The sequence below is a fragment of the Pseudomonas sp. FeN3W genome (assembly GCA_030263805.2).
Classification (GTDB): domain Bacteria; phylum Pseudomonadota; class Gammaproteobacteria; order Pseudomonadales; family Pseudomonadaceae; genus Stutzerimonas; species Stutzerimonas stutzeri_G.
This window is the reverse complement of sequence record CP136010.1, coordinates 4,499,358-4,517,183: the sequence shown is the minus strand read 5'-3', so window position 1 is coordinate 4,517,183 and position 17,826 is coordinate 4,499,358. Positions and strand designations below refer to the sequence as shown.

The following is a 17,826-nucleotide window of genomic DNA, read 5'->3' as shown; positions in this document are numbered from 1 at the left end:
CAGACCGAAAGCCTGCCCGGATCGCCCGCGCTGCACATTTCGGCGAGCGCCTCGTTGAGGGTTAGAATGGCCACCTCATCCGGCGAGACGCAACCACAAATGACCGAACTCACGCTGTATCACAACCCTCGCTGCTCCAAATCGCGCAGCGCTCTGGAGCTGCTCGAAGCCCGCGGCCTGACGCCCGAAATCGTGCACTACCTGGAAACACCCCCCACCGCCGCCGAACTCTGTGCCCTGTTGGACAAACTGGGACTCACCGCCCGGCAACTGCTGCGTACAGGCGAAGAGGAGTACAAGAACCTCGACCTGGCCAATCCTGCGCTCAGTGAAGCCGAACTGATCGACGCCATGCTCGAACATCCGCGCCTGATCGAACGGCCGATCCTGGTCGCTGGCCACAAAGCGATCATCGGCCGGCCGCCGGAAAAAGTGCTGGAGATCCTGCCGTGAGTGCACCCTACATTCTGGTGCTGTACTACAGCCGCCACGGCGCCACCGCCGAAATGGCCAGACAGATAGCCCGCGGCGTGGAAATGGCTGGGCTGGAAGCGCGTCTGCGTACCGTACCTGCCGTCTCCACCGAGTGCGAAGCTGTTGCGCCAACCATTCCCGACGCTGGTGCACTGTATGCGACCCTCGAAGACCTGAAGAATTGCGCCGGCCTTGCGCTAGGTAGCCCCACTCGCTTCGGCAATATGGCGGCGCCGCTGAAATACTTCCTCGACGGCACCAGCAGCCTGTGGCTGACCGGCGAGCTGGTCGGCAAGCCAGCCGGCGTGTTCACCTCGACCTCCAGCTTGCACGGCGGACAGGAAAGCACCCTGCTGTCGATGCTGCTGCCGTTGCTGCACCACGGAATGCTGGTGCTCGGCCTGCCATACAGCGAGAACGGGCTGCTGGAAACCCGCGGTGGTGGCACGCCTTACGGCCCTAGCCACCATGCCGGCGCGGACGGCAAGCGCTTGCTCGACGAACATGAAATCGCCCTCTGCCGCGCCTTCGGGCAGCGCCTGGCATACACGGCGCAGCGGCTGGAGACTTCCCGTGGCTAAGAAGCGTAAACCGCTGCCATCGCTGGAATGGCTGATCCCACGGGTCAAATCCAGCCGTGCGATAAGCCTTGTCAGCTTCATCGGCCTTGCAGTGCTACTGGTCGTGTGGAACCTGGTCTTTGCCGACCTGCACGGAGCCAGAACCTGGGTTGTCGTCAGCATCCAGCTCATTCCACTGTTGCTGGTCGCACCAGGGATGATCGCTGGCAGCCCGAGGGCGCACGCCTGGCTCTGTTTTATCGTCAACCTGTACTTCATCCAGGGCGTGCTCGCGGCGATCGATCCGGCACGGATGATCTACGGCCTGCTGGAGGCCGGGCTGAGCCTGACATTGTTCATCGCAGCGCTGCTCTACACCCGCTGGAGTTATCAGTACGAACGCAAGGCGGCGGGCGAGGCCTGAGGGTCGCTGATCACGGCGCAAACCGCTTCAGTGGTTTCGCCGACGCCGCCCGAGGCCTGCGCGGTGAGTTGGTTGAGGCGAGTTCGGATGAACGTGGATCCGAGACAAGGCGCTGCGACGGGCCATTGCGGGGCTATGGTAAGGAGCAGCAGCGCAGCAGCGCCGCCACGGGCGCTGAAATTGACCAGCTGAACTCACCAAACAAGCCACTCGCTACCAGCCGAGCGTTTCCTTGAGAAAAGGGATGGTCAATTTGCGTTGCGCCTGCAGCGAAGCCTGATCCAACTGATCGAGCAGCTCGAACAGCGCATTCATGCTGCGTGAGCCACGGGTCAGGATGAAGCGACCAACGTCATCCGGCAGATTCAGCCCACGACGCGAGGCTCGCAGCTGCAGGGCGCGTAGCTTGTCCTCGTCGGACAGCTGTTGCAGCTGGAAAACCAGCGCCAGACTCAAACGAGACTTGAGATCGGGCAGCGTGATCGACAACTCCCGCGGCGAGGCGTCAGCCGCCAGCAACAACCGTCGACCGGCGTCACGCAGGCGGTTGAACAGATGGAACAGCGCCTCCTCCCATACCGCGTCCCCGGCTACCGCCTCGAGATCGTCCAGGCAGACCAGCTCGCTCTGCTCGAGGTTGTCGAGCAAGGCGGGACCATATTCGGCCACTTCAGCCAGCGGCAGATAGACCGCCAGCTCTCCACGCTCCTCCACCCGCAGGCAGGCAGCTTGCAGCAGGTGACTACGGCCGACACCGGCCTGCCCCCAGAGATAGATCAACTCATCGGACCAGCCCGCCGCAGGCGAACACAACCGCTCGACATAGCCGAGCGCGGCTGCATTGGCGCCAGGGTAGAAGTTGGCGAAGGTGGCGTCGTCGCGCAGACGGACGCCCAGGGGGAGCTGGATGGGTTTCATGGCTGGCTGGGTGGTTCGGCCGGTGCACCGGCAGGCTCGGCGTAAAGGTCCGAGAGTTTATAGAGATCGTGCACGTGGCGCAGCAGAACCATGATGACCGCCGCCACCGGCAGTGCCAGCAGCACACCAGTAAAGCCGAACAGCTGACCACCGGCGAGTACCGCGAAGATCACCGCGACCGGATGCAGTCCGATACGATCGCCGACCAGCAACGGCGTCAGCAGCATCCCCTCGAGCATCTGGCCCACCATGAATACCGCTGCCACGCCTAGCAACGGATAGGGATCCAGGCCGAACTGGAACAGCACCGCCAGCACCGCCGCGCCGATACCGACGACGAAGCCCATGTAAGGCACGATGCTGGCCAGCCCAGCCAGCACACCGATCAGCAGGCCGAGCTCCAGCCCCACCAGCATCAGCCCGCCCGCATAGATGATCGCCAGGGCCAGCATCACCAGCAGCTGGCCGCGGAGAAACGCACCGATCACTTCGTGGCATTCGCTCATCAGGCGCACCACCATGCCCTCACCACGTCGCGGCAGCAGGCTGCGCAGCTTGAGCATGATCAGATCCCAGTCACGCATCAGATAGAAACTCACCACCGGTATCAGCAGCAGGTTGCCGATCCATGCCAGCAGGGCCAGCCCCGACGCGGTGGCGCGGCTCAGCACCATGCCGAGAACGTCGGTGGTACTGCCCAGATGCGCGGCGAAGGCCGCTTTGAGCTGATCGAGACGCCAGAAGTTGTCTTCCAGCCCGAACTGCGCCTGCACCCAGGGCAACGCCTGATGCTGCAGCCAGTCCAGGGCCAGCGGCGCCAACTGGTAGAGCCTCACCAGCTGCTTGCCGAGCATCGGCAGCAACACCAGCAACATCAGCAACATCAGCAGACTGAACAAAGCGAATACGACAATCACCCCCCAGGTACGCGACAGCCCCCAGCGCTCCAGGCGATCGACCAGCGGATCACCGAGATAGGCCAGCAGGATACCGATGAGAAAAGGGGTGAGGATCGGCGTCAGGAGATACACCAGCCAGGCGCACAACAACACGCCTGCCAGCCAGAGCCAGCGGTTCGAATCGTTCATGGTCACTCAGTGCCTTCCGTGCGGGACAGTCGCCAAAATCAAATAGGAATTGCAATCACCAGCGATAACGCAGCACCGTGCCGCTCTCGGGCGATGCAGGCGCATTGTCGGGCCCGTCAGCTTCACCGCCCTCTTCCATCGGCTGACTTGCATCCAGTGGCGCCTCGTCTTCGGCGACTTCCTGCAAACGCGCCAGCGCCAGCTGAGCGCGCAGCTGCTCCGGGCTGGCGTTGACACGATAGACGAGGCGATCACTTTCCACCCGCAACAGGCTGCCACCGAAGGGTTCGAGCAACCTATCCAGCTCTGCGAATCGCGCGACATCGGCACCCAGGATTTCCAGGGTGATGTCCGACGCAGCGCCTGGCGCAACCACATAGCGTGGCGCCAGGTACTGACTGACGGCCAGCATTACCGCATCGGCCAGTCCCTCGAGGGTTTCCGCTTCAGCCTTGCCGTCACGCTGCTCGTCGTCGAGCCAGACGTTCCATTGCGCCTGCCAGCGGGAATCGGCTTCTCGCGCATGGACCGCCAACAGCACGTCGGCATCGTAGCGCTCGGACGCTTCGCCCAGCGTCTGCCGGCTGTTCGCGCCGAATGCGTCCGGCGTTGCCAGCAGCTGTTCGGACAGATCAGCCAGCGGCAGGCGCAACGGCAGGCCACGGTGCTGCGCGGCGGCACGCACTGGCACGGCGCTGCGCTGATCGTCGCCGAGCAACTGGGTGCCCTCGACCCGCTCGTTCAGCCACCAGACCAGAAGCGCCGGCCGGTTCGCCCCCCACAGCGACAAGCCGGCACTACGCAGGCTGCGCTCTGTGGTGCCCGGATCGAAATCGACGACGATATGTTCGTGCTCATAACCATACTTGCTGATCAGTTGCTGCGGATCCTTGCGCAACTCAGCGACGGCCTCGCGCTTACTTGCCTGCGCATCGCCGGTCAGGCGCAACAGCAACGTGTCGAATGCCCGCTGCAACGCAGCTGCGCGCTCCTCGCTCTGCTCACCGGAAACAGGCTCACGCACCTGATACAGACCTTTGAGCTGTTCGGCCTGGCTGGACAATGGGGCCCCCAGCGCAAGGCACAGGATGAGTAAGCGGTAGACAAGGCGCATGATCGATCTCGCAGGCCGCCGGACCCCGGGGCAGGAAGTAGGGAAACAGGACGCTACACCTTAAACAGCCGGCCCAGAGCCGGCAACCGCCTACCTCACAGATGCCCGGCTCAAAATGCGGCCCGCCCGCGCCATCGCAGCTGCCGGGATGGCCGCTGTGCGGCAACCCTGATAAAATCGCGAGCTTTCCGCAGACCGGTTCCGGCGCTCGTACGAGCCCGGCATTCAGTACCTAGGCAAACGCGGCGCAGGCGGATGCAGCCCCGGCGTCAACCGGCCACTCTGGTGACGACACCAGTCCCCGGAAACCGTTAGCAATGGCGTGGATGCAGCACCTGACCGGTCGACACCCGCACTCCTTTCACAGGTTCGGATTCTATGAGCAAGCAACCCTCCCTCAGCTACAAGGACGCTGGCGTCGATATCGATGCAGGCGAAGCGCTGGTCGAACGCATCAAAGGCGTAGCCAAGCGCACCGCACGACCTGAGGTAATGGGCGGCCTGGGCGGCTTCGGCGCCCTGTGCGAAATCCCGGCAGGCTACAAGCAGCCGGTGCTGGTATCCGGTACCGACGGCGTCGGCACCAAACTGCGCCTGGCGCTGAACCTGAACAAGCACGACAGCATCGGCCAGGATCTGGTCGCCATGTGCGTAAACGACCTGGTGGTCTGTGGTGCCGAGCCGCTGTTCTTCCTCGACTACTACGCCACCGGCAAGCTCAACGTCGACGTGGCCGCCACCGTGGTGACCGGCATCGGCGCCGGCTGCGAACTGGCCGGCTGTTCGCTGGTCGGCGGCGAAACCGCCGAGATGCCTGGCATGTACGAGGGTGAAGACTACGACCTGGCCGGCTTCTGCGTCGGCGTGGTGGAAAAGAGCGAGATCATCGACGGCTCGAAAGTCGCCGCTGGCGACGCGCTGATCGCCCTGCCCTCTTCCGGGCCGCATTCCAATGGCTACTCGCTGATTCGCAAGATCCTCGAAGTGTCCGGCACCGACATCGAGAACACCCAGCTCGACGGCAAGCCGCTGGCCGACCTGCTGATGGCGCCGACACGCATCTACGTCAAGCCGCTGCTCAAGCTGATCAAGGACACCGGCGCGGTCAAGGCCATGGCCCACATCACCGGCGGCGGCCTGCTCGACAACATCCCACGGGTGCTGCCGGACGACGCCCAGGCGATCATCGACGTCGCCAGCTGGCAGCGTCCGGCAGTGTTCGATTTCCTGCAGGAAAAAGGCAACGTCGACGAACACGAAATGCACCGCGTGCTCAACTGTGGCGTCGGCATGGTCATCTGCGTCGCCCAGGATCAGGTCGAGCCGGCTCTGGCCAATCTGCGCACATCCGGCGAATCGCCTTGGGTGATCGGCACGATCGCCACCGCGGCGCAAGATGCCGAACGAGTCCTGCTGAACAACCTGAAACAGCACTGATGACCGCAAGCTGCAATGTGGTGGTGCTGATTTCAGGGTCCGGCAGCAATCTGCAGGCGCTGATCGATAGCCAGGCCGAAGACAATCCGGCGCGTATCCGCGCCGTGATTTCCAACCGGGCCGATGCATTCGGCCTGACGCGGGCGCAGAGCGCCGGCATCCCCACAGCAGTGCTCGATCACAAGGCCTTCGATGGGCGCGAGTCGTTCGACGCCGCACTGATGGAAGTAATCGACGGACATGCGCCGAATCTGGTGATCCTCGCCGGTTTCATGCGCATTCTCACGCCAGGCTTCGTCCGCCACTATCAAGGCCGCCTGCTGAACATCCATCCGTCGCTACTGCCCAAGTACAAGGGCCTCGACACCCATCGCAGAGCCCTGGAAGCCGGCGACCGCGAGCACGGCTGCAGCGTGCATTTCGTCACCGAGGAGCTGGACGGCGGCCCGGTGGCCATCCAGGCGGCGCTGGCGGTGGAGCCAGGTGAAAACATCGAGCAGCTGACGCAGCGTGTGCATGCGGCCGAGCACCAGATCTACCCGCTGGCCATGCGCTGGTTCGCCGAAGGGCGCTTGCGCCTCGTCGAACAAGGCGCGATGCTGGACGACGTCAACCTGCCGGCCTCCGGCTATCAGATCAGAATCTAGGAGATACCATGCGTCGCGCTTTGCTGCTCGCTCTCGCCGTGCTGACCCTGCCGGTCCAAGCCCTCGAGCTCAAGCCCTTCTCCGCTAGCTACACCGCCGATTGGAAGCAGGTTCCGGTCAGTGGCACCGCTCAACGCAGCCTCGAGCTGCTGGACGATGGCAACTGGAGGCTGGACTTCGAGGCTTCCATGCTGGTCGCCAGCCTCAACGAACGCAGCACTTTCCGCACCGAAGGCGATACCTTCCTGCCACAGACCTACCGCCTCAAGCGCAGCGGTCTGGGCAAGGGCAAGCGTGTCGAGCACCGCTTCGACTGGGACAACAAGCAGGTCGAGGGCAGTGACCGGGGTGATCCGGTCAAGCTGCCGCTGCATCGCGGCTTGCTGGACAAGTCCACCTACCAGCTGGCGCTGCAGCAGGAAGTCGCGGCCGGCAAGCAGAGCATGAGCTATCAGGTGGTCGATGGCGACGAGATCGAAACCTACGATTTCCGCGTACTGGGCGAAGACAAGGTCAGCACCAAAGCCGGCCAGGTCGATGCCATCAAGGTCGAGCGGGTGCGCGATCCGACGCAGAGCAAGCGTGAAACCATCCTCTGGTTCGCCAAGGACTGGGACTACCTGCTGGTCCGCCTGCATCAGGTCGAGACGGACGGCAAGGAGTACCAGATCATGCTCGAGGAAGGCCGTGTCGACGGCAAGACCGTCAAAGGCAACTGAGTCATCGCGGCGGTCCTTCGCCCGCCGCCTCCTACCTGCTTCGAGTTTCCGATGATCTCTGCACGCCCCCTGCTGATTGCGCTGCTGCTTTCCCTCGCTGGTTGCCAGTCATTGTTCGCCGAGCGTCCTCCGACCAAGGCGGCAACCGAACGCCTGCAAGGTGAAGTTCGGCAAGTCGATGGCCAGCTTCAACTGCAGAGCTGCCAGGGCCAACGGACCTTGAAACTACTGGGCCAGGACACCGGGCTGCAGGACGACGCGCAGGCGCTGCTAATCGATGATCAGGACGCACTGTTCGCCGACCTGCGCGGCGCCCTCAGCCAGGCTGAGACGGACGGTACTGGCCAGCTTGCGCTGACCCGCATCTATCGCCTGCAGCGCGAAGGCCACGGCTGTGGCGAGGAAAACTTCAAGCAGCTGATCCTGCGCGCCAGCGGTCATGAGCCAGGCTGGATGCTGAGCGTGACCACCCGCGGCATGCTGCTCGTTCGGCCGGGGGAATCACCGATCGCCCTGCCCTACCTTGAAGAGCAGCTTCCCGGTGGCCAGCTCAGCTTCACCAGCGAGGCCAACCAGCAGCGCCTTGACCTATGGGTTGCACCGCAGCGCTGCGTCGACAGTGCCAGCGGCACGGTCAGCCACCTGAGCGCGGAGCTCCGCCTGGACGGCCAGACCTTGCGCGGTTGCGCCTATTACGGCGGCGCGCGCGACGACTGATCTCACGAATGCGGGGCGTTCGCCGCGCTCATCCTGAAAGAACTGCATCCATGAACAACGCCCTGAATCTGCTGCACCCATACCCCTTCGAGAAGCTGCGCGGCCTGCTCGCTGGCGCCCAGCCGCCTGCCGACAAGCGTGCCATCGCGCTGTCGATTGGCGAGCCCAAGCACCGTTCACCGGACTTCGTTGCCCAGGCACTGGCCGACAACCTCGATCAGCTGGCGGTCTATCCGACCACACTCGGCATTCCGGCGCTGCGCGAAGCCATCGCGCGCTGGTGCGAGCGCCGCTTCGACCTCGCCGCGGATGCGCTGGACCCAGCGCAGCATGTGTTGCCGGTCAACGGTACGCGCGAAGCACTGTTCGCCTTCACCCAGACCGTGGTGGATCGCGCCGTGGACGGCCTGGTGGTCAGCCCAAATCCGTTCTATCAGATCTACGAAGGCGCGGCCCTGCTCGCGGGCGCCACGCCCCATTACCTGCCGTGCCTCGAGCAGAACGGCTTCAACCCGGACTTCGATGCCGTACCGGCAGAGGTCTGGCGGCGCTGCCAGATTCTCTTCCTCTGCTCACCGGGCAACCCGACCGGTGCGCTGGTGCCGCTGGAGACGTTGAAAAAGCTGATCGCGCTGGCCGACCAGTACGACTTCGTCATTGCCGCCGACGAATGCTACAGCGAGCTGTACTTCGACGAAGCCAATCCCCCTGCAGGCCTGCTCACCGCATGCGCAGCACTGGGCCGCAACGATTACAGGCGCTGCGTGGTGTTTCATAGTCTGTCGAAGCGCTCGAACTTGCCGGGGCTGCGTTCGGGCTTCGTCGCCGGTGACGCCGAGATCCTCAAGTCCTTCCTGCTCTATCGCACCTACCATGGCTGCGCCATGCCCGTGCAGACCCAACTGGCGAGCATTGCTGCCTGGAACGACGAGATTCACGTGCGAGCCAACCGCGAGCTGTACCGCGCCAAGTTCGATGCCGTGCTGGAAATACTCGCGCCGGTCATGGACGTGCAACGCCCGGATGGCGGCTTTTATCTCTGGCCGAAAACGCCGATGGACGATCAACAGTTCACCCGCGAGCTGTTCGCCCGCGAGCATGTCACCGTGGTGCCAGGTTCCTACCTGTCGCGCGAAGTGGACGGCATGTCCCCTGGCGCCGGCCGCGTGCGTATGGCGCTGGTTGCGCCGCTGGCCGAATGCATCGAGGCGGCGCAACGCATTCGCCACTTCATCGAAACGCTCTGATTTCACACCGGCGGCGCAGCACCGCCCGGCCTGCTGAGTTCAGGCAACGCCCGGCGGGATCGCATCCTTGCCATAGTCGCGCAGTTTTTCCAGATTCTCCGGCTTCATGTGCTCGGGGATATCCGCACCCGGATGCTCCTGGCGTGGCTCGGGCTGTGTCTCGCCGTGCTGCCGTTCGGTCCGCTCGTCATGCTCGTTCATCAGGCTGCCTCCCATTCAGATGGCATGTTCTTCCCAGATCAGCTGACCCTCGTCGCTGACCTCTATAACCTTAGTCAAGGCGGCCTCGGCGATGGCGTCCGCTTCCGACGCCAGGTCGTAGCGACGACCATCGGCAACCTTGAACACATGCACGTCCTCATCGCTGTCGCGCCGTTTGATGGCGATCACCGCCTCGAATGCATCTTCGGCAGGCACGGCCGAAGAAATCGCCTCGAACTTCTCGAAATGCTTGCGTGCCATTACTCATCACCTCACCGTTGCGATTGTCATCAATGGACAACAGCATCCGCGTAAAAGGTCGAGAGCGCCGGCTGAACGACGTTGCCGCAGCAGGCTCGAACCTTTTATGCGCAATCCGGAGGGCTACCCCAGTGGAAATGACCGAACACTACGCGAACATCGAACCGAGCCGCGCCGAAGTGGACGCGCTGGAAGGCCCCGTGCTGCTGGAGTTCGGCACCGCCTGGTGCGGCCATTGCCGAGCGGCTCAGCCGCTGCTGGCAAAGGCCCTGGCTAAGCGCAGCGGCATTTCTCATCTGAAGATCGAGGACGGCCCGGGGCGCCCGCTAGGACGTTCGTTCCGGGTCAAGCTCTGGCCGACGCTGATCCTGCTGGAGAACGGCCAGGAGCTAGCGCGTGTCGTACGTCCGCAAAACGAGCAGGCCATCGCACAGGCGCTGGGCGAGGCGGGAAAGGCCTGAGGTTGCGCGTCATTCGCGGCGCAACGCAGCTCGATAGGCATGCTCGCCTCCATAGCCCGGCGAGGCGTGGCATAATCCGCCGTCCAGTTTTGCAGGAGCCTTGGAGAGTCGTTTATGTCCGAATCAGATCAGCGGTTGTGCCTATACGGAATCAAAGCCTGCGACACGATGAAAAAGGCTCGTACCTGGCTCGACGAACACGGACTGAATTACGACTTCCACGACTACAAGAGCGTCGGCATCGACCGCGCCCACCTGGAAGCCTGGTGCAATGAACACGGCTGGCAGACCGTACTCAACCGTGCAGGCACCACCTTCCGCAAGCTGGACGACGCTGCAAAGGCCGATCTTGACCAGGCCCGGGCCATCGAGCTGATGTTGGCCCAACCGTCGATGATCAAACGCCCTGTACTCGACCTGGGCGGTAAGACCCTGATTGGCTTCAAGCCCGATCTTTACGCTGCCGAAGTGGCAGCGCCGAACTGATAGCCGCCCACCAGACGGCGCGGCCAACGAAAAAGGATGATCCTATGTCTGCAACCCTATTCAGCCTCGCCTTTGGCGTCGGCACCCAGAACCGCCAAGGCGACTGGCTGGAAGTTTTCTACGCGCAGCCGCTGCTGCAACCGGCCGGCGAGCTGGTAGCCGCCGTCGCCCCGCTGCTCGGCTATGCCGGCGGCAATCAGGCGATCGCCATCACCACCACCCAGGCTGCGCAGCTCGCCGATGTCCTGAAGCCGCTCGACGCCACCCAATACGCGCTGCTGACCCGCCTGGCTGAAAGCCAGCGCCCGCTCGTTGCCACCCTGCTGGCTGAGGATGCGCCGCTGACCTCGACCCCCGAGGCCTACCTCAAGTTGCACCTGCTTTCCCACCGCCTGGCCAAGCCGCATGGTCTGAACCTGACCGGCATCTTCCCACTGCTGCCCAACGTCGCCTGGACCACCCAGGGCGCGGTGGACCTGAGCGAACTCGCCGAGCGCCAGCTGGAAGCACGCCTGAAGGGCGATCTGCTGGAAGTCTTCTCGGTGGACAAGTTCCCGAAGATGACCGATTACGTGGTCCCGGCCGGGGTGCGTATCGCCGACAGCGCGCGCATTCGCCTCGGCGCCTATGTGGGTGAAGGCACCACCGTGATGCATGAGGGCTTCATCAACTTCAACGCCGGTACCGCCGGCCCAGGCATGATCGAAGGCCGCGTCTCGGCTGGCGTATTCGTCGGCAAGGGCTCGGACCTGGGCGGCGGCTGCTCGACCATGGGCACCCTGTCCGGCGGCGGCAATATCGTCATCTCCGTCGGCGAAGGCTGCCTGATCGGCGCCAATGCCGGCATCGGCATCCCGCTGGGCGACCGCAACACCGTGGAATCCGGCCTGTACATCACCGCCGGCACCAAGGTCAGCCTGCTCGACGAGAACGACCAGCTGGTCCAGGTGGTCAAGGCCCGCGAACTGGCCGGCCAGAGCGACCTGCTGTTCCGCCGCAACTCGCAGTCCGGCGCGGTGGAGTGCAAGACCCACAAATCGGCCATCGAACTGAACGAGGCGCTGCACGCGCATAACTGATCGCAAGCTGGAAGCCATAAGCTAGAAGCTGGAAGTAACAGCGAGCTGTCTTGACTTCCAGCTTCCAGCTTCAGGCTTACCGCTATGCTTGTTTCCCCCTGGCGCGCCGACTTCCCTGCTCTGGCGGTGCTCGAAGCGCAAGGCCAGACCTATCTCGACAGCGCCGCCACGGCACAGAAGCCGCAGGCGCTGATCGATATCCTCAGCGGCTACTACACCTGCGGCGCCGCCAATGTGCACCGCGCCCAGCACCAGCCCGCCGAACGCGCGACTCGTGCTTACGAGGATTCCCGCATCAAGGTGGCGAAATGGCTGAATGCGACTTCGCCCACTGAAATCGTCTTCACCCGCGGCGCGACGGAAGCGCTGAATCTGCTCGCCTACGGGCTGGAACATCTGATCGGAGCCGGTGACGAGATCGTCATCAGCGCCCTCGAACATCACGCCAACCTGCTGCCCTGGCAGCAACTGGCCAAGCGCCGCAACGCCCGCCTCGTGGTACTGCCGATCGACGCCGCCGGGCGCATCGACCTCGACGCGGCGGCCGAGCTGATCGGCCCGCGCACCCGCCTGCTCGCCGTCAGCCAGTTGTCCAACGTGCTCGGCAGTTGGCAACCGCTCGACCGCCTGCTGGCCCTGGCCAAGGCCCGGGGCGCGCTGACCGTCGTCGACGGCGCGCAGGGCGTGGTGCACGGCCGTCACGACATGGCCACCCTGGGTTGTGATTTTTATGTGCTGTCCAGCCATAAGCTCTACGGGCCGGATGGCGTCGGTGCCCTGTACGGCCGCGGCGAATCGCTGCTGCAGCTGCGCCACTGGCAGTTCGGCGGCGAGATGGTGCGCACCACCGACTATCAACACGCCGAGTTCCATGCCGCGCCGCTGGGCTTCGAGGCCGGCACGCCGCCGATCTCCGGCGTCATCGGCCTCGGTGCCACGCTGGACTATCTGGCAGGGCTCGACGCTGCCGCGGTCGAGCGCCACGAGCAGGCATTGCACGATCAGTTGCTCGCCGGACTTGCCGCACGCAATGGCGTTCGCCTGCTCGGCTCAGCGCAGGTTGCGCTGGCCAGCTTCGTTGTCGAAGACGTGCATCATTCCGACCTGGGGCATCTGCTCACCGAGCAGGGCATCGCGGTGCGCAGCGGCAATCACTGCGCCATGCCGCTGATGAAACACCTCGGTTTGGATGGCGCGACACGCGTCTCGCTCGGGCTGTACAACGACAATGCCGACCTCGAGCGCTTCTTCAGCGCCCTGGATCAGGCCTTGGAGCTGCTGCGATGAGCGACTTGCCGCAAGCCGCTTGCGAAGCACTGGAGGCATTCACCCAGGCACCCGGCTGGGAGCAGCGCGCGCGCCTGCTGATGCAGTGGGGTGAGCGGCTGGCACCGTTGGACGAAGATGAACGCAGCGAAACGAATCAGGTATCGGGCTGCGAAAGTCGCGTGTGGCTGGTCGGCCAACAACAGGACGGCTGCTGGAGTTTTCGCGCCGCCAGTGATGCCCGACTCATCCGCGGCCTGCTGGCTGTGCTGCTGGCAAGAGTCAATGGCCTGAAAGCTGCCGATCTGGGCGAAGTGGACATGGCCGACTGGTTCGCCCGTCTCGGCCTTTCGCGGCAATTGTCGCCTTCGCGCAGCAACGGCATGAATGCCGTGCTGCAGCGAATGCGTGAGCTGACCGGCTGAGCCGGCCAAGGCGAATCAGCGCTTGCGCAGGATCACGCTGCCGATAGAGTAGCCCGCACCGAACGAGCTGAGCACACCGAGGCTGCCGCTGGGCAGGTCGTCCTGGTGCTTGTGGAAGGCGATCACGGAACCTGCCGAACTGGTATTGGCGTAGGTATCGAGGATCACCGGCGCCTCTTCCTCGGTGGCATCACGGCCCAGCAGGCGACGCACGATCAGGTGGTTCATGTTCAGGTTGGCCTGGTGCAGCCAGAAACGCTTCACCGATTCCACCGCGATGTCGTTCTCGGCCAGGTGCTCACCGATCAGCTCCGCCACCATCGGGCAGACCTCCTTGAATACCTTGCGACCTTCCTGGATGAACAGCTTGTCCGGATCGTTCATGTGCTCTTCGGCGGCACGGTTGAGGAAGCCGAAGTTGTTGCGGATGTTGTTGGAGAACTCGGTCACCAACTTGGTGCTGATGACGTCCCACTGCTGCGCCGAGGTCGCCAGATCTTCGCGCTCGATGACTACCGCGGTGCAGGCGTCGCCGAAGATGAAATGGCTGTCGCGGTCGCGGAAGTTCATGTGCCCGGTGCAGATTTCCGGGTTGACCATCAGGATCGCGCGGGCCTGGCCGAGCTTGATGCTGTTGACGGCATTCTGGATGCCGAAGGTAGCCGACGAGCAGGCCACGTTCATGTCGAAGCCGAAGCCCTTGATACCCAGCGCCGCCTGCACTTCGATGGCGACTGCCGGATAGGGACGCTGCAGGTTGGAGCAGGCAACGATAACGCCGTCGATATCCGCAGCGGTCTTGCCGGCACGGGCCAGGGCTTCTTCGGCTGCCTTGACTGACATCTCGCAGAGAATCGACCACTCGTCATTGCTGCGCTCGGGAATACGCGGAACCATGCGCTCGGGATCGAGGATGCCGGCCTTGTCGGTGACGTAGCGGCTCTTGATGCCGGAAGCCTTTTCGATGAAGGCGGAGCTGGACTCGGGCAGCGGCTGGATTTCGCCAGCCTCGATGGCAGCGGCATTCTCGTTGTTGAAGCGATGAACGTAAGTATTGAAGGACTCCACCAGCTCATCGTTGGAAATACTGCTGGCAGGGGTGTAAAGGCCGGTACCGCTGATGACGACGTTATACACAGTCGTTCCTCTCGAATGGCTTGATCGTTTCTGACGTTGGGACGGCAGCAACAGGACTCGGCCAGTCACGATCATTCCAGCGCCTCTTATGGCGGCTATTGTGCATGAAAATCTGAAAGAATCCGTAACATTGCACTTATAACGGACAGGTAATTAAGCCTTTTGGCACATCTGGATGTGACCGCTTAGTCCAAAAATGAAGAGAGCGCCGAATGGCGCCCTCTTCTGTCCGCAATGATGTACTTAAGTCTCTATTCGATGCCTTGTCCAAGTACGACGCCATCCACCTCCTGTCCATAGAGATTCACTCCGTCATTGGCGTGATAGCGCACTCGTGTCTTTTCCACCGAGCCTTCGACCAGACGCGGGTCCTGCGGCCGCTCATGGCTGTTCATGTATGCGGCCACGTGCCAGGCGTCCTCGTCGCTGAGCGAACCACCCTTGCCCAGCGGCATGCTCTCCTTGATGAAGGCCGCGGCGGTGTTGATCCGGTGCATGCCGGCGCCCCAGTTGAACGAGTCCTTGCCCCATAACGGTGGGAACACATACGCCCCACCCGCCTGCTGCCCCTGACCATTGTCACCGTGGCAGACCGCGCACTGCTCGGCATAGATCTGCTTGCCCTTGGCGATATCGAAACCATCTTTGGGCTGTGGAACTTCGGGATAAGCCCGCCCCGGTAGCTCCTGGCCTGTCGGAGCGCCTACGGAGAGCCAGTACGAATAGGCCGTCAACGCATTGATCACATGGCTATCGGCTGCCGGCGGCTTGCCGTTCATGCTGAACTGGAAACAGCCCTGTACGCGCTCGGCGTAGCTGTTGACCTTGTCATTCTTCTTCCGGTAAGCCGGATACATCGGATACGCGCCCCACAGCGGAGCGGAGTTGGCCTTGCGCCCCTGATCGAGGTGGCAGTTAGTGCAGTTCATGCCGTTGCCGACGTACTCGGCGGCATACTTCTGCGTGTCGACGAAGATCGCCCGGCCCTGCTGCACCAGTTCGCCATAGGCGTTGGCCGGCAGATCCTTTTCCTGCGGTGGCTGAAAGAAGTTCTCATCTGCGCCCTTGGCGGCTTTCTGGGTCAGCTGGGACTGATCGTCCATCTTGATCTCGGCGGCCAGCGACGCACCGCTGACCGCCATGGCCAGCAGCGTCAACCAGTAGGTTCTCATTGGCTGACCTCCTTCTGCTCCAGGCCGGCGAAGTACTCGGCGACGGCCTGCACCTCGTCGTCGGTCATTGCACGGGCGATATGACCCATCAGGTCGCTCGGATCGTTCTTGCGCGTGCCCTGACGCCAGGCATTGAGCTGCGCACTGAGGTATTGCGTCGACTGCCCGGCCAGCGGTGGGAAGCTCTCGCCGACCCCAATGCCAGCGGGACCATGGCAGGCTACGCACTCGGGAATGTTGCGTTCCCAGGCACCACGAAGGGCAAGGTGCGCCCCCACACCTTCCACCTTTTCCGCCCGACCGACGCTGGCGAAAACCGGCGCTGGCCTGGCTTCGAGCATGGCCGCCACGGCATCCATCTCCTCGTCGCTCAACGCTGCAGCGATCGGCTGCATGACCGGATTGCTTCTGGTACCGGAACGAAAGTCCTCCAGCTGCTTGCGCGTATATCCGGCGGATATCCCGGCGAGGCGTGGAAAGCCCGCCGCCGCCATGCCCATCGCATCGGCGCCGTGGCAGGTGCCACACGCCATCGCCGCGGGATTGGCGCCGCCCTGCACGTAGATCTTTTGCCCATCGGCAGCCTGTGCCTGCATCGTCAGCAACAATGCAGCCACACCGGCCAGGGGCCAGTGAGTGAGTTTCATGAAACGGCCTCATCAACGGTTGTAGTCATGCTTGCCGCCACCGGCGCGGTCTTCGCCGACGCTCTGGCTCTATCGATGGTGTGCGGCAGCTTGTCGCATAAGCGACGCTACCACATCGCAGCAGCCAACCTCCAGAAACAGAATAAGCTTAGAACTACTTTGCATATACCGACGCAACAGCCTTCTGCGCAACCAGCGGATGCCCATGAGGCGGCGTCTTGGTTATCCTTGCGCGCTCACTAGCGCAGGATCCCCCATGAAAGACCAACTGGCCGAACTGATCAGCCTCATCAGCTCCGGCTGCATGACCGACGACGAGATTGGCCGCATCGCTGCGGAAGCGGCAGAGGCGTATGCCGATCCGCAAGCCTTTCTCCAGGCCAACCCGGACATCAATTACGACGACAGCTTTCCCATCCCGCTCGGCGAGTGGGTGGTGGTCGGCAGCCTGCCGGAGACGGTCTTGTTCCAGGCGGATGATTATCAGGAGCTGTTCACGCAGATCGTCGCGTCCTTCGGCGACAGCGTGACCTTCGTCCTCAAGCCCAAACAGCTCGCCAAGACCGAGCTGCTGACCGCGCTGAACCGCATTCAGGTGCAGCTGAGCAGCCTGTATCCGGAGAAAGGCGGCTACGTGCTGGTGGACTTCAGCGAGCCGCTGGACGATGAGCTGCAGGCCGTGCTGGTCTATACCTGCGATGTGCCCCGCCTGATGGAGCTGGCGGTGGAAGTAGGCATCTACGCCGCACCGTCGCTCGAAGCGCGGCGTGCGGAGTCGTAGGCTGTATGCCTAATGAGCATGGCATGCGTACGATGCCATGCAGGGCTTGGTTCGGGCCTCACGACTTCATAGCGGAACGGCACCCGATCCGACCTACCGCCTGTCGAGGTTTCGCCGCAGCGGCTCCAGCAGGGGCGACAGGCCGTTATGGTCGATCTCCTGCATCAGCGCCAGCAGGCGGCCGAGATCGCCGGGCGGGAAGCCGACCCGGGCGAACCAGTTGAGGTAATGACCGGGCAGATCGGCGATCAGGCGGCCCTTGTACTTGCCGTATGGCATCGTCTGGGTGACCAGGCGTTCGAGGTCTTCGGGTTTCATGGTGGCCATCGGGTGGAATCCAGGCGGCGCATGGTGCCACAGCCCCGAACCGGGGTATCGCTTCGATCGATTGCCGATAAAAAGCCCATACAAAAAACGAGAGATTATAAGGCAATGCGCCATGCAGGCTGCGAAAGCCCGTGTCACGGCGCTTGCCGGCTTGCAATCCGTTTCGCTTGAAAAATCGATCCGCCCGATAGTTTGTCTCTATTTTCTCCTTCGGCCGTTCTGGCCTAGGCCTTTTCTA

General features: G+C 63.3%; 23 protein-coding genes. 14 read left to right on the top strand and 9 right to left on the bottom strand.

The window, feature by feature from the left end; genetic code table 11:
- Nucleotides 1-99: 99 nt before the first annotated feature.
- From arsC to P5704_021265, 3 genes are read left to right on the top strand one after another with little or no spacing between them, the layout of a single operon-like run.
- Nucleotides 100-453 carry an arsenate reductase (glutaredoxin) gene (gene arsC, locus P5704_021275; GenBank protein WOF81297.1) on the top strand — a complete coding sequence of 118 codons (354 nt, stop codon included), beginning with the start codon at nt 100-102 and terminating at the stop codon, nt 451-453.
- Nucleotides 450-1,055: an NAD(P)H:quinone oxidoreductase gene (gene wrbA / locus P5704_021270; protein ID WOF78510.1), complete on the top strand. Its 606-nt coding sequence runs from the start codon at nt 450-452 to the stop codon at nt 1,053-1,055. Before arsC ends, wrbA begins: the two co-directional genes overlap by 4 nt.
- Nucleotides 1,048-1,458, top strand: a complete 411-nt coding sequence (locus tag P5704_021265) for a DUF2069 domain-containing protein (protein ID WOF78509.1) — start codon at nt 1,048-1,050, stop codon at nt 1,456-1,458. The genes wrbA and P5704_021265 overlap by 8 nt, the downstream gene beginning before the upstream one ends.
- A 213-nt stretch (nt 1,459-1,671) precedes the next feature.
- Here P5704_021265 and hda read toward each other — a convergent pair whose 3' ends face one another.
- From hda to P5704_021250, 3 genes are read right to left on the bottom strand one after another with little or no spacing between them, the layout of a single operon-like run.
- The gene (hda, locus tag P5704_021260) at nt 1,672-2,376 is read right to left on the bottom strand and encodes a DnaA regulatory inactivator Hda (GenBank protein WOF78508.1); all 705 of its coding nucleotides are present in this window, start codon (nt 2,374-2,376) and stop codon (nt 1,672-1,674) included.
- Nucleotides 2,373-3,464 (bottom strand): AI-2E family transporter, encoded by a 1,092-nt coding sequence (locus tag P5704_021255; protein ID WOF78507.1) that lies wholly within the window; start codon nt 3,462-3,464, stop codon nt 2,373-2,375. Before P5704_021255 ends, hda begins: the two co-directional genes overlap by 4 nt.
- 55 nt (nt 3,465-3,519) lie before the next feature.
- Nucleotides 3,520-4,578 carry a DUF2066 domain-containing protein gene (locus P5704_021250; protein WOF78506.1) on the bottom strand — a complete coding sequence of 353 codons (1,059 nt, stop codon included), beginning with the start codon at nt 4,576-4,578 and terminating at the stop codon, nt 3,520-3,522.
- Nucleotides 4,579-4,956: 378 nt separating this feature from the next.
- Here P5704_021250 and purM point away from each other — a divergent pair, with 378 nt between their 5' ends.
- From purM to dapC, 5 genes are read left to right on the top strand one after another with little or no spacing between them, the layout of a single operon-like run.
- Nucleotides 4,957-6,015, top strand: coding sequence for a phosphoribosylformylglycinamidine cyclo-ligase (gene purM / locus P5704_021245; protein WOF78505.1), 1,059 nt, complete (start codon nt 4,957-4,959; stop codon nt 6,013-6,015).
- Nucleotides 6,015-6,662: a phosphoribosylglycinamide formyltransferase gene (gene purN / locus P5704_021240; GenBank protein ID WOF78504.1), complete on the top strand. Its 648-nt coding sequence runs from the start codon at nt 6,015-6,017 to the stop codon at nt 6,660-6,662. The genes purM and purN overlap by 1 nt, the downstream gene beginning before the upstream one ends.
- A gap of 8 nt (nt 6,663-6,670) precedes the next feature.
- Nucleotides 6,671-7,381, top strand: coding sequence for a DUF3108 domain-containing protein (locus P5704_021235; GenBank protein ID WOF78503.1), 711 nt, complete (start codon nt 6,671-6,673; stop codon nt 7,379-7,381).
- A gap of 51 nt (nt 7,382-7,432) precedes the next feature.
- The gene (locus P5704_021230) at nt 7,433-8,098 is read left to right on the top strand and encodes a hypothetical protein (protein WOF78502.1); all 666 of its coding nucleotides are present in this window, start codon (nt 7,433-7,435) and stop codon (nt 8,096-8,098) included.
- A gap of 50 nt (nt 8,099-8,148) precedes the next feature.
- Nucleotides 8,149-9,345 carry a succinyldiaminopimelate transaminase gene (dapC, locus tag P5704_021225; protein ID WOF78501.1) on the top strand — a complete coding sequence of 399 codons (1,197 nt, stop codon included), beginning with the start codon at nt 8,149-8,151 and terminating at the stop codon, nt 9,343-9,345.
- Nucleotides 9,346-9,384: 39 nt separating this feature from the next.
- Here dapC and P5704_021220 read toward each other — a convergent pair whose 3' ends face one another.
- Nucleotides 9,385-9,546, bottom strand: coding sequence for a hypothetical protein (locus P5704_021220; GenBank protein ID WOF78500.1), 162 nt, complete (start codon nt 9,544-9,546; stop codon nt 9,385-9,387).
- A gap of 15 nt (nt 9,547-9,561) precedes the next feature.
- Complete coding sequence (locus P5704_021215) at nt 9,562-9,807, bottom strand: hypothetical protein (protein ID WOF78499.1); 246 nt, start codon at nt 9,805-9,807, stop codon at nt 9,562-9,564.
- Nucleotides 9,808-9,938: 131 nt separating this feature from the next.
- Here P5704_021215 and P5704_021210 point away from each other — a divergent pair, with 131 nt between their 5' ends.
- The 5 genes from P5704_021210 to P5704_021190 all read left to right on the top strand — a co-directional run bounded on the left by P5704_021210 (nt 9,939) and on the right by P5704_021190 (nt 13,524).
- Nucleotides 9,939-10,268: a thioredoxin family protein gene (locus tag P5704_021210; protein WOF78498.1), complete on the top strand. Its 330-nt coding sequence runs from the start codon at nt 9,939-9,941 to the stop codon at nt 10,266-10,268.
- Between the two features lie 114 nt (nt 10,269-10,382).
- A complete protein-coding gene (locus P5704_021205; protein ID WOF78497.1) occupies nt 10,383-10,754 on the top strand; it encodes an ArsC family reductase in 372 nt (123 codons plus the stop codon).
- 44 nt (nt 10,755-10,798) lie between these two features.
- A complete protein-coding gene (gene dapD / locus P5704_021200; protein WOF78496.1) occupies nt 10,799-11,833 on the top strand; it encodes a 2,3,4,5-tetrahydropyridine-2,6-dicarboxylate N-succinyltransferase in 1,035 nt (344 codons plus the stop codon).
- 84 nt (nt 11,834-11,917) lie between these two features.
- Complete coding sequence (locus tag P5704_021195; GenBank protein ID WOF78495.1) at nt 11,918-13,120, top strand: cysteine desulfurase; 1,203 nt, start codon at nt 11,918-11,920, stop codon at nt 13,118-13,120.
- Nucleotides 13,117-13,524: a SufE family protein gene (locus P5704_021190; protein ID WOF78494.1), complete on the top strand. Its 408-nt coding sequence runs from the start codon at nt 13,117-13,119 to the stop codon at nt 13,522-13,524. The genes P5704_021195 and P5704_021190 overlap by 4 nt, the downstream gene beginning before the upstream one ends.
- Nucleotides 13,525-13,539: 15 nt before the next feature.
- On the opposite strand, the gene P5704_021185 is transcribed toward P5704_021190, so the two are convergent.
- From P5704_021185 to P5704_021175, 3 genes are all read right to left on the bottom strand, one after another.
- Entirely contained in the window at nt 13,540-14,661 is a 1,122-nt protein-coding gene (locus P5704_021185; GenBank protein ID WOF78493.1) for a beta-ketoacyl-ACP synthase III, read from the bottom strand.
- Between the two features lie 251 nt (nt 14,662-14,912).
- The gene (locus P5704_021180) at nt 14,913-15,833 is read right to left on the bottom strand and encodes a c-type cytochrome (protein ID WOF78492.1); all 921 of its coding nucleotides are present in this window, start codon (nt 15,831-15,833) and stop codon (nt 14,913-14,915) included.
- Nucleotides 15,830-16,480 carry a c-type cytochrome gene (locus P5704_021175; protein ID WOF78491.1) on the bottom strand — a complete coding sequence of 217 codons (651 nt, stop codon included), beginning with the start codon at nt 16,478-16,480 and terminating at the stop codon, nt 15,830-15,832. The genes P5704_021180 and P5704_021175 overlap by 4 nt, the downstream gene beginning before the upstream one ends.
- 256 nt (nt 16,481-16,736) lie before the next feature.
- On the opposite strand from P5704_021175, the gene P5704_021170 reads away from it, so the two are divergent.
- Nucleotides 16,737-17,261 (top strand): hypothetical protein, encoded by a 525-nt coding sequence (locus P5704_021170; protein ID WOF78490.1) that lies wholly within the window; start codon nt 16,737-16,739, stop codon nt 17,259-17,261.
- Between the two features lie 93 nt (nt 17,262-17,354).
- On the opposite strand, the gene P5704_021165 is transcribed toward P5704_021170, so the two are convergent.
- Nucleotides 17,355-17,579 (bottom strand): DUF3820 family protein, encoded by a 225-nt coding sequence (locus P5704_021165; protein WOF81296.1) that lies wholly within the window; start codon nt 17,577-17,579, stop codon nt 17,355-17,357.
- Between the last annotated feature and the right edge of the window lie 247 nt (nt 17,580-17,826).

Bases quoted from the DNA above. Each gene is read 5' to 3' on its own strand.
- P5704_021175 (WOF78491.1), bottom strand. From the start codon at position 16,480: ATGAAACTCACTCACTGGCCCCTGGCCGGTGTGGCTGCATTGTTGCTG.
- P5704_021255 (WOF78507.1), bottom strand. From the start codon at position 3,464: ATGAACGATTCGAACCGCTGGCTCTGGCTGGCAGGCGTGTTGTTGTGC.
- P5704_021230 (WOF78502.1), top strand. From the start codon at position 7,433: ATGATCTCTGCACGCCCCCTGCTGATTGCGCTGCTGCTTTCCCTCGCT.
- P5704_021195 (WOF78495.1), top strand. From the start codon at position 11,918: ATGCTTGTTTCCCCCTGGCGCGCCGACTTCCCTGCTCTGGCGGTGCTC.
- purM (WOF78505.1), top strand. From the start codon at position 4,957: ATGAGCAAGCAACCCTCCCTCAGCTACAAGGACGCTGGCGTCGATATC.
- P5704_021235 (WOF78503.1), top strand. From the start codon at position 6,671: ATGCGTCGCGCTTTGCTGCTCGCTCTCGCCGTGCTGACCCTGCCGGTC.
- P5704_021190 (WOF78494.1), top strand. From the start codon at position 13,117: ATGAGCGACTTGCCGCAAGCCGCTTGCGAAGCACTGGAGGCATTCACC.
- dapC (WOF78501.1), top strand. From the start codon at position 8,149: ATGAACAACGCCCTGAATCTGCTGCACCCATACCCCTTCGAGAAGCTG.
- arsC (WOF81297.1), top strand. From the start codon at position 100: ATGACCGAACTCACGCTGTATCACAACCCTCGCTGCTCCAAATCGCGC.
- P5704_021220 (WOF78500.1), bottom strand. From the start codon at position 9,546: ATGAACGAGCATGACGAGCGGACCGAACGGCAGCACGGCGAGACACAG.
- hda (WOF78508.1), bottom strand. From the start codon at position 2,376: ATGAAACCCATCCAGCTCCCCCTGGGCGTCCGTCTGCGCGACGACGCC.
- P5704_021165 (WOF81296.1), bottom strand. From the start codon at position 17,579: ATGAAACCCGAAGACCTCGAACGCCTGGTCACCCAGACGATGCCATAC.
- P5704_021205 (WOF78497.1), top strand. From the start codon at position 10,383: ATGTCCGAATCAGATCAGCGGTTGTGCCTATACGGAATCAAAGCCTGC.
- P5704_021250 (WOF78506.1), bottom strand. From the start codon at position 4,578: ATGCGCCTTGTCTACCGCTTACTCATCCTGTGCCTTGCGCTGGGGGCC.
- dapD (WOF78496.1), top strand. From the start codon at position 10,799: ATGTCTGCAACCCTATTCAGCCTCGCCTTTGGCGTCGGCACCCAGAAC.
- P5704_021215 (WOF78499.1), bottom strand. From the start codon at position 9,807: ATGGCACGCAAGCATTTCGAGAAGTTCGAGGCGATTTCTTCGGCCGTG.
- P5704_021170 (WOF78490.1), top strand. From the start codon at position 16,737: ATGAAAGACCAACTGGCCGAACTGATCAGCCTCATCAGCTCCGGCTGC.
- purN (WOF78504.1), top strand. From the start codon at position 6,015: ATGACCGCAAGCTGCAATGTGGTGGTGCTGATTTCAGGGTCCGGCAGC.
- P5704_021180 (WOF78492.1), bottom strand. From the start codon at position 15,833: ATGAGAACCTACTGGTTGACGCTGCTGGCCATGGCGGTCAGCGGTGCG.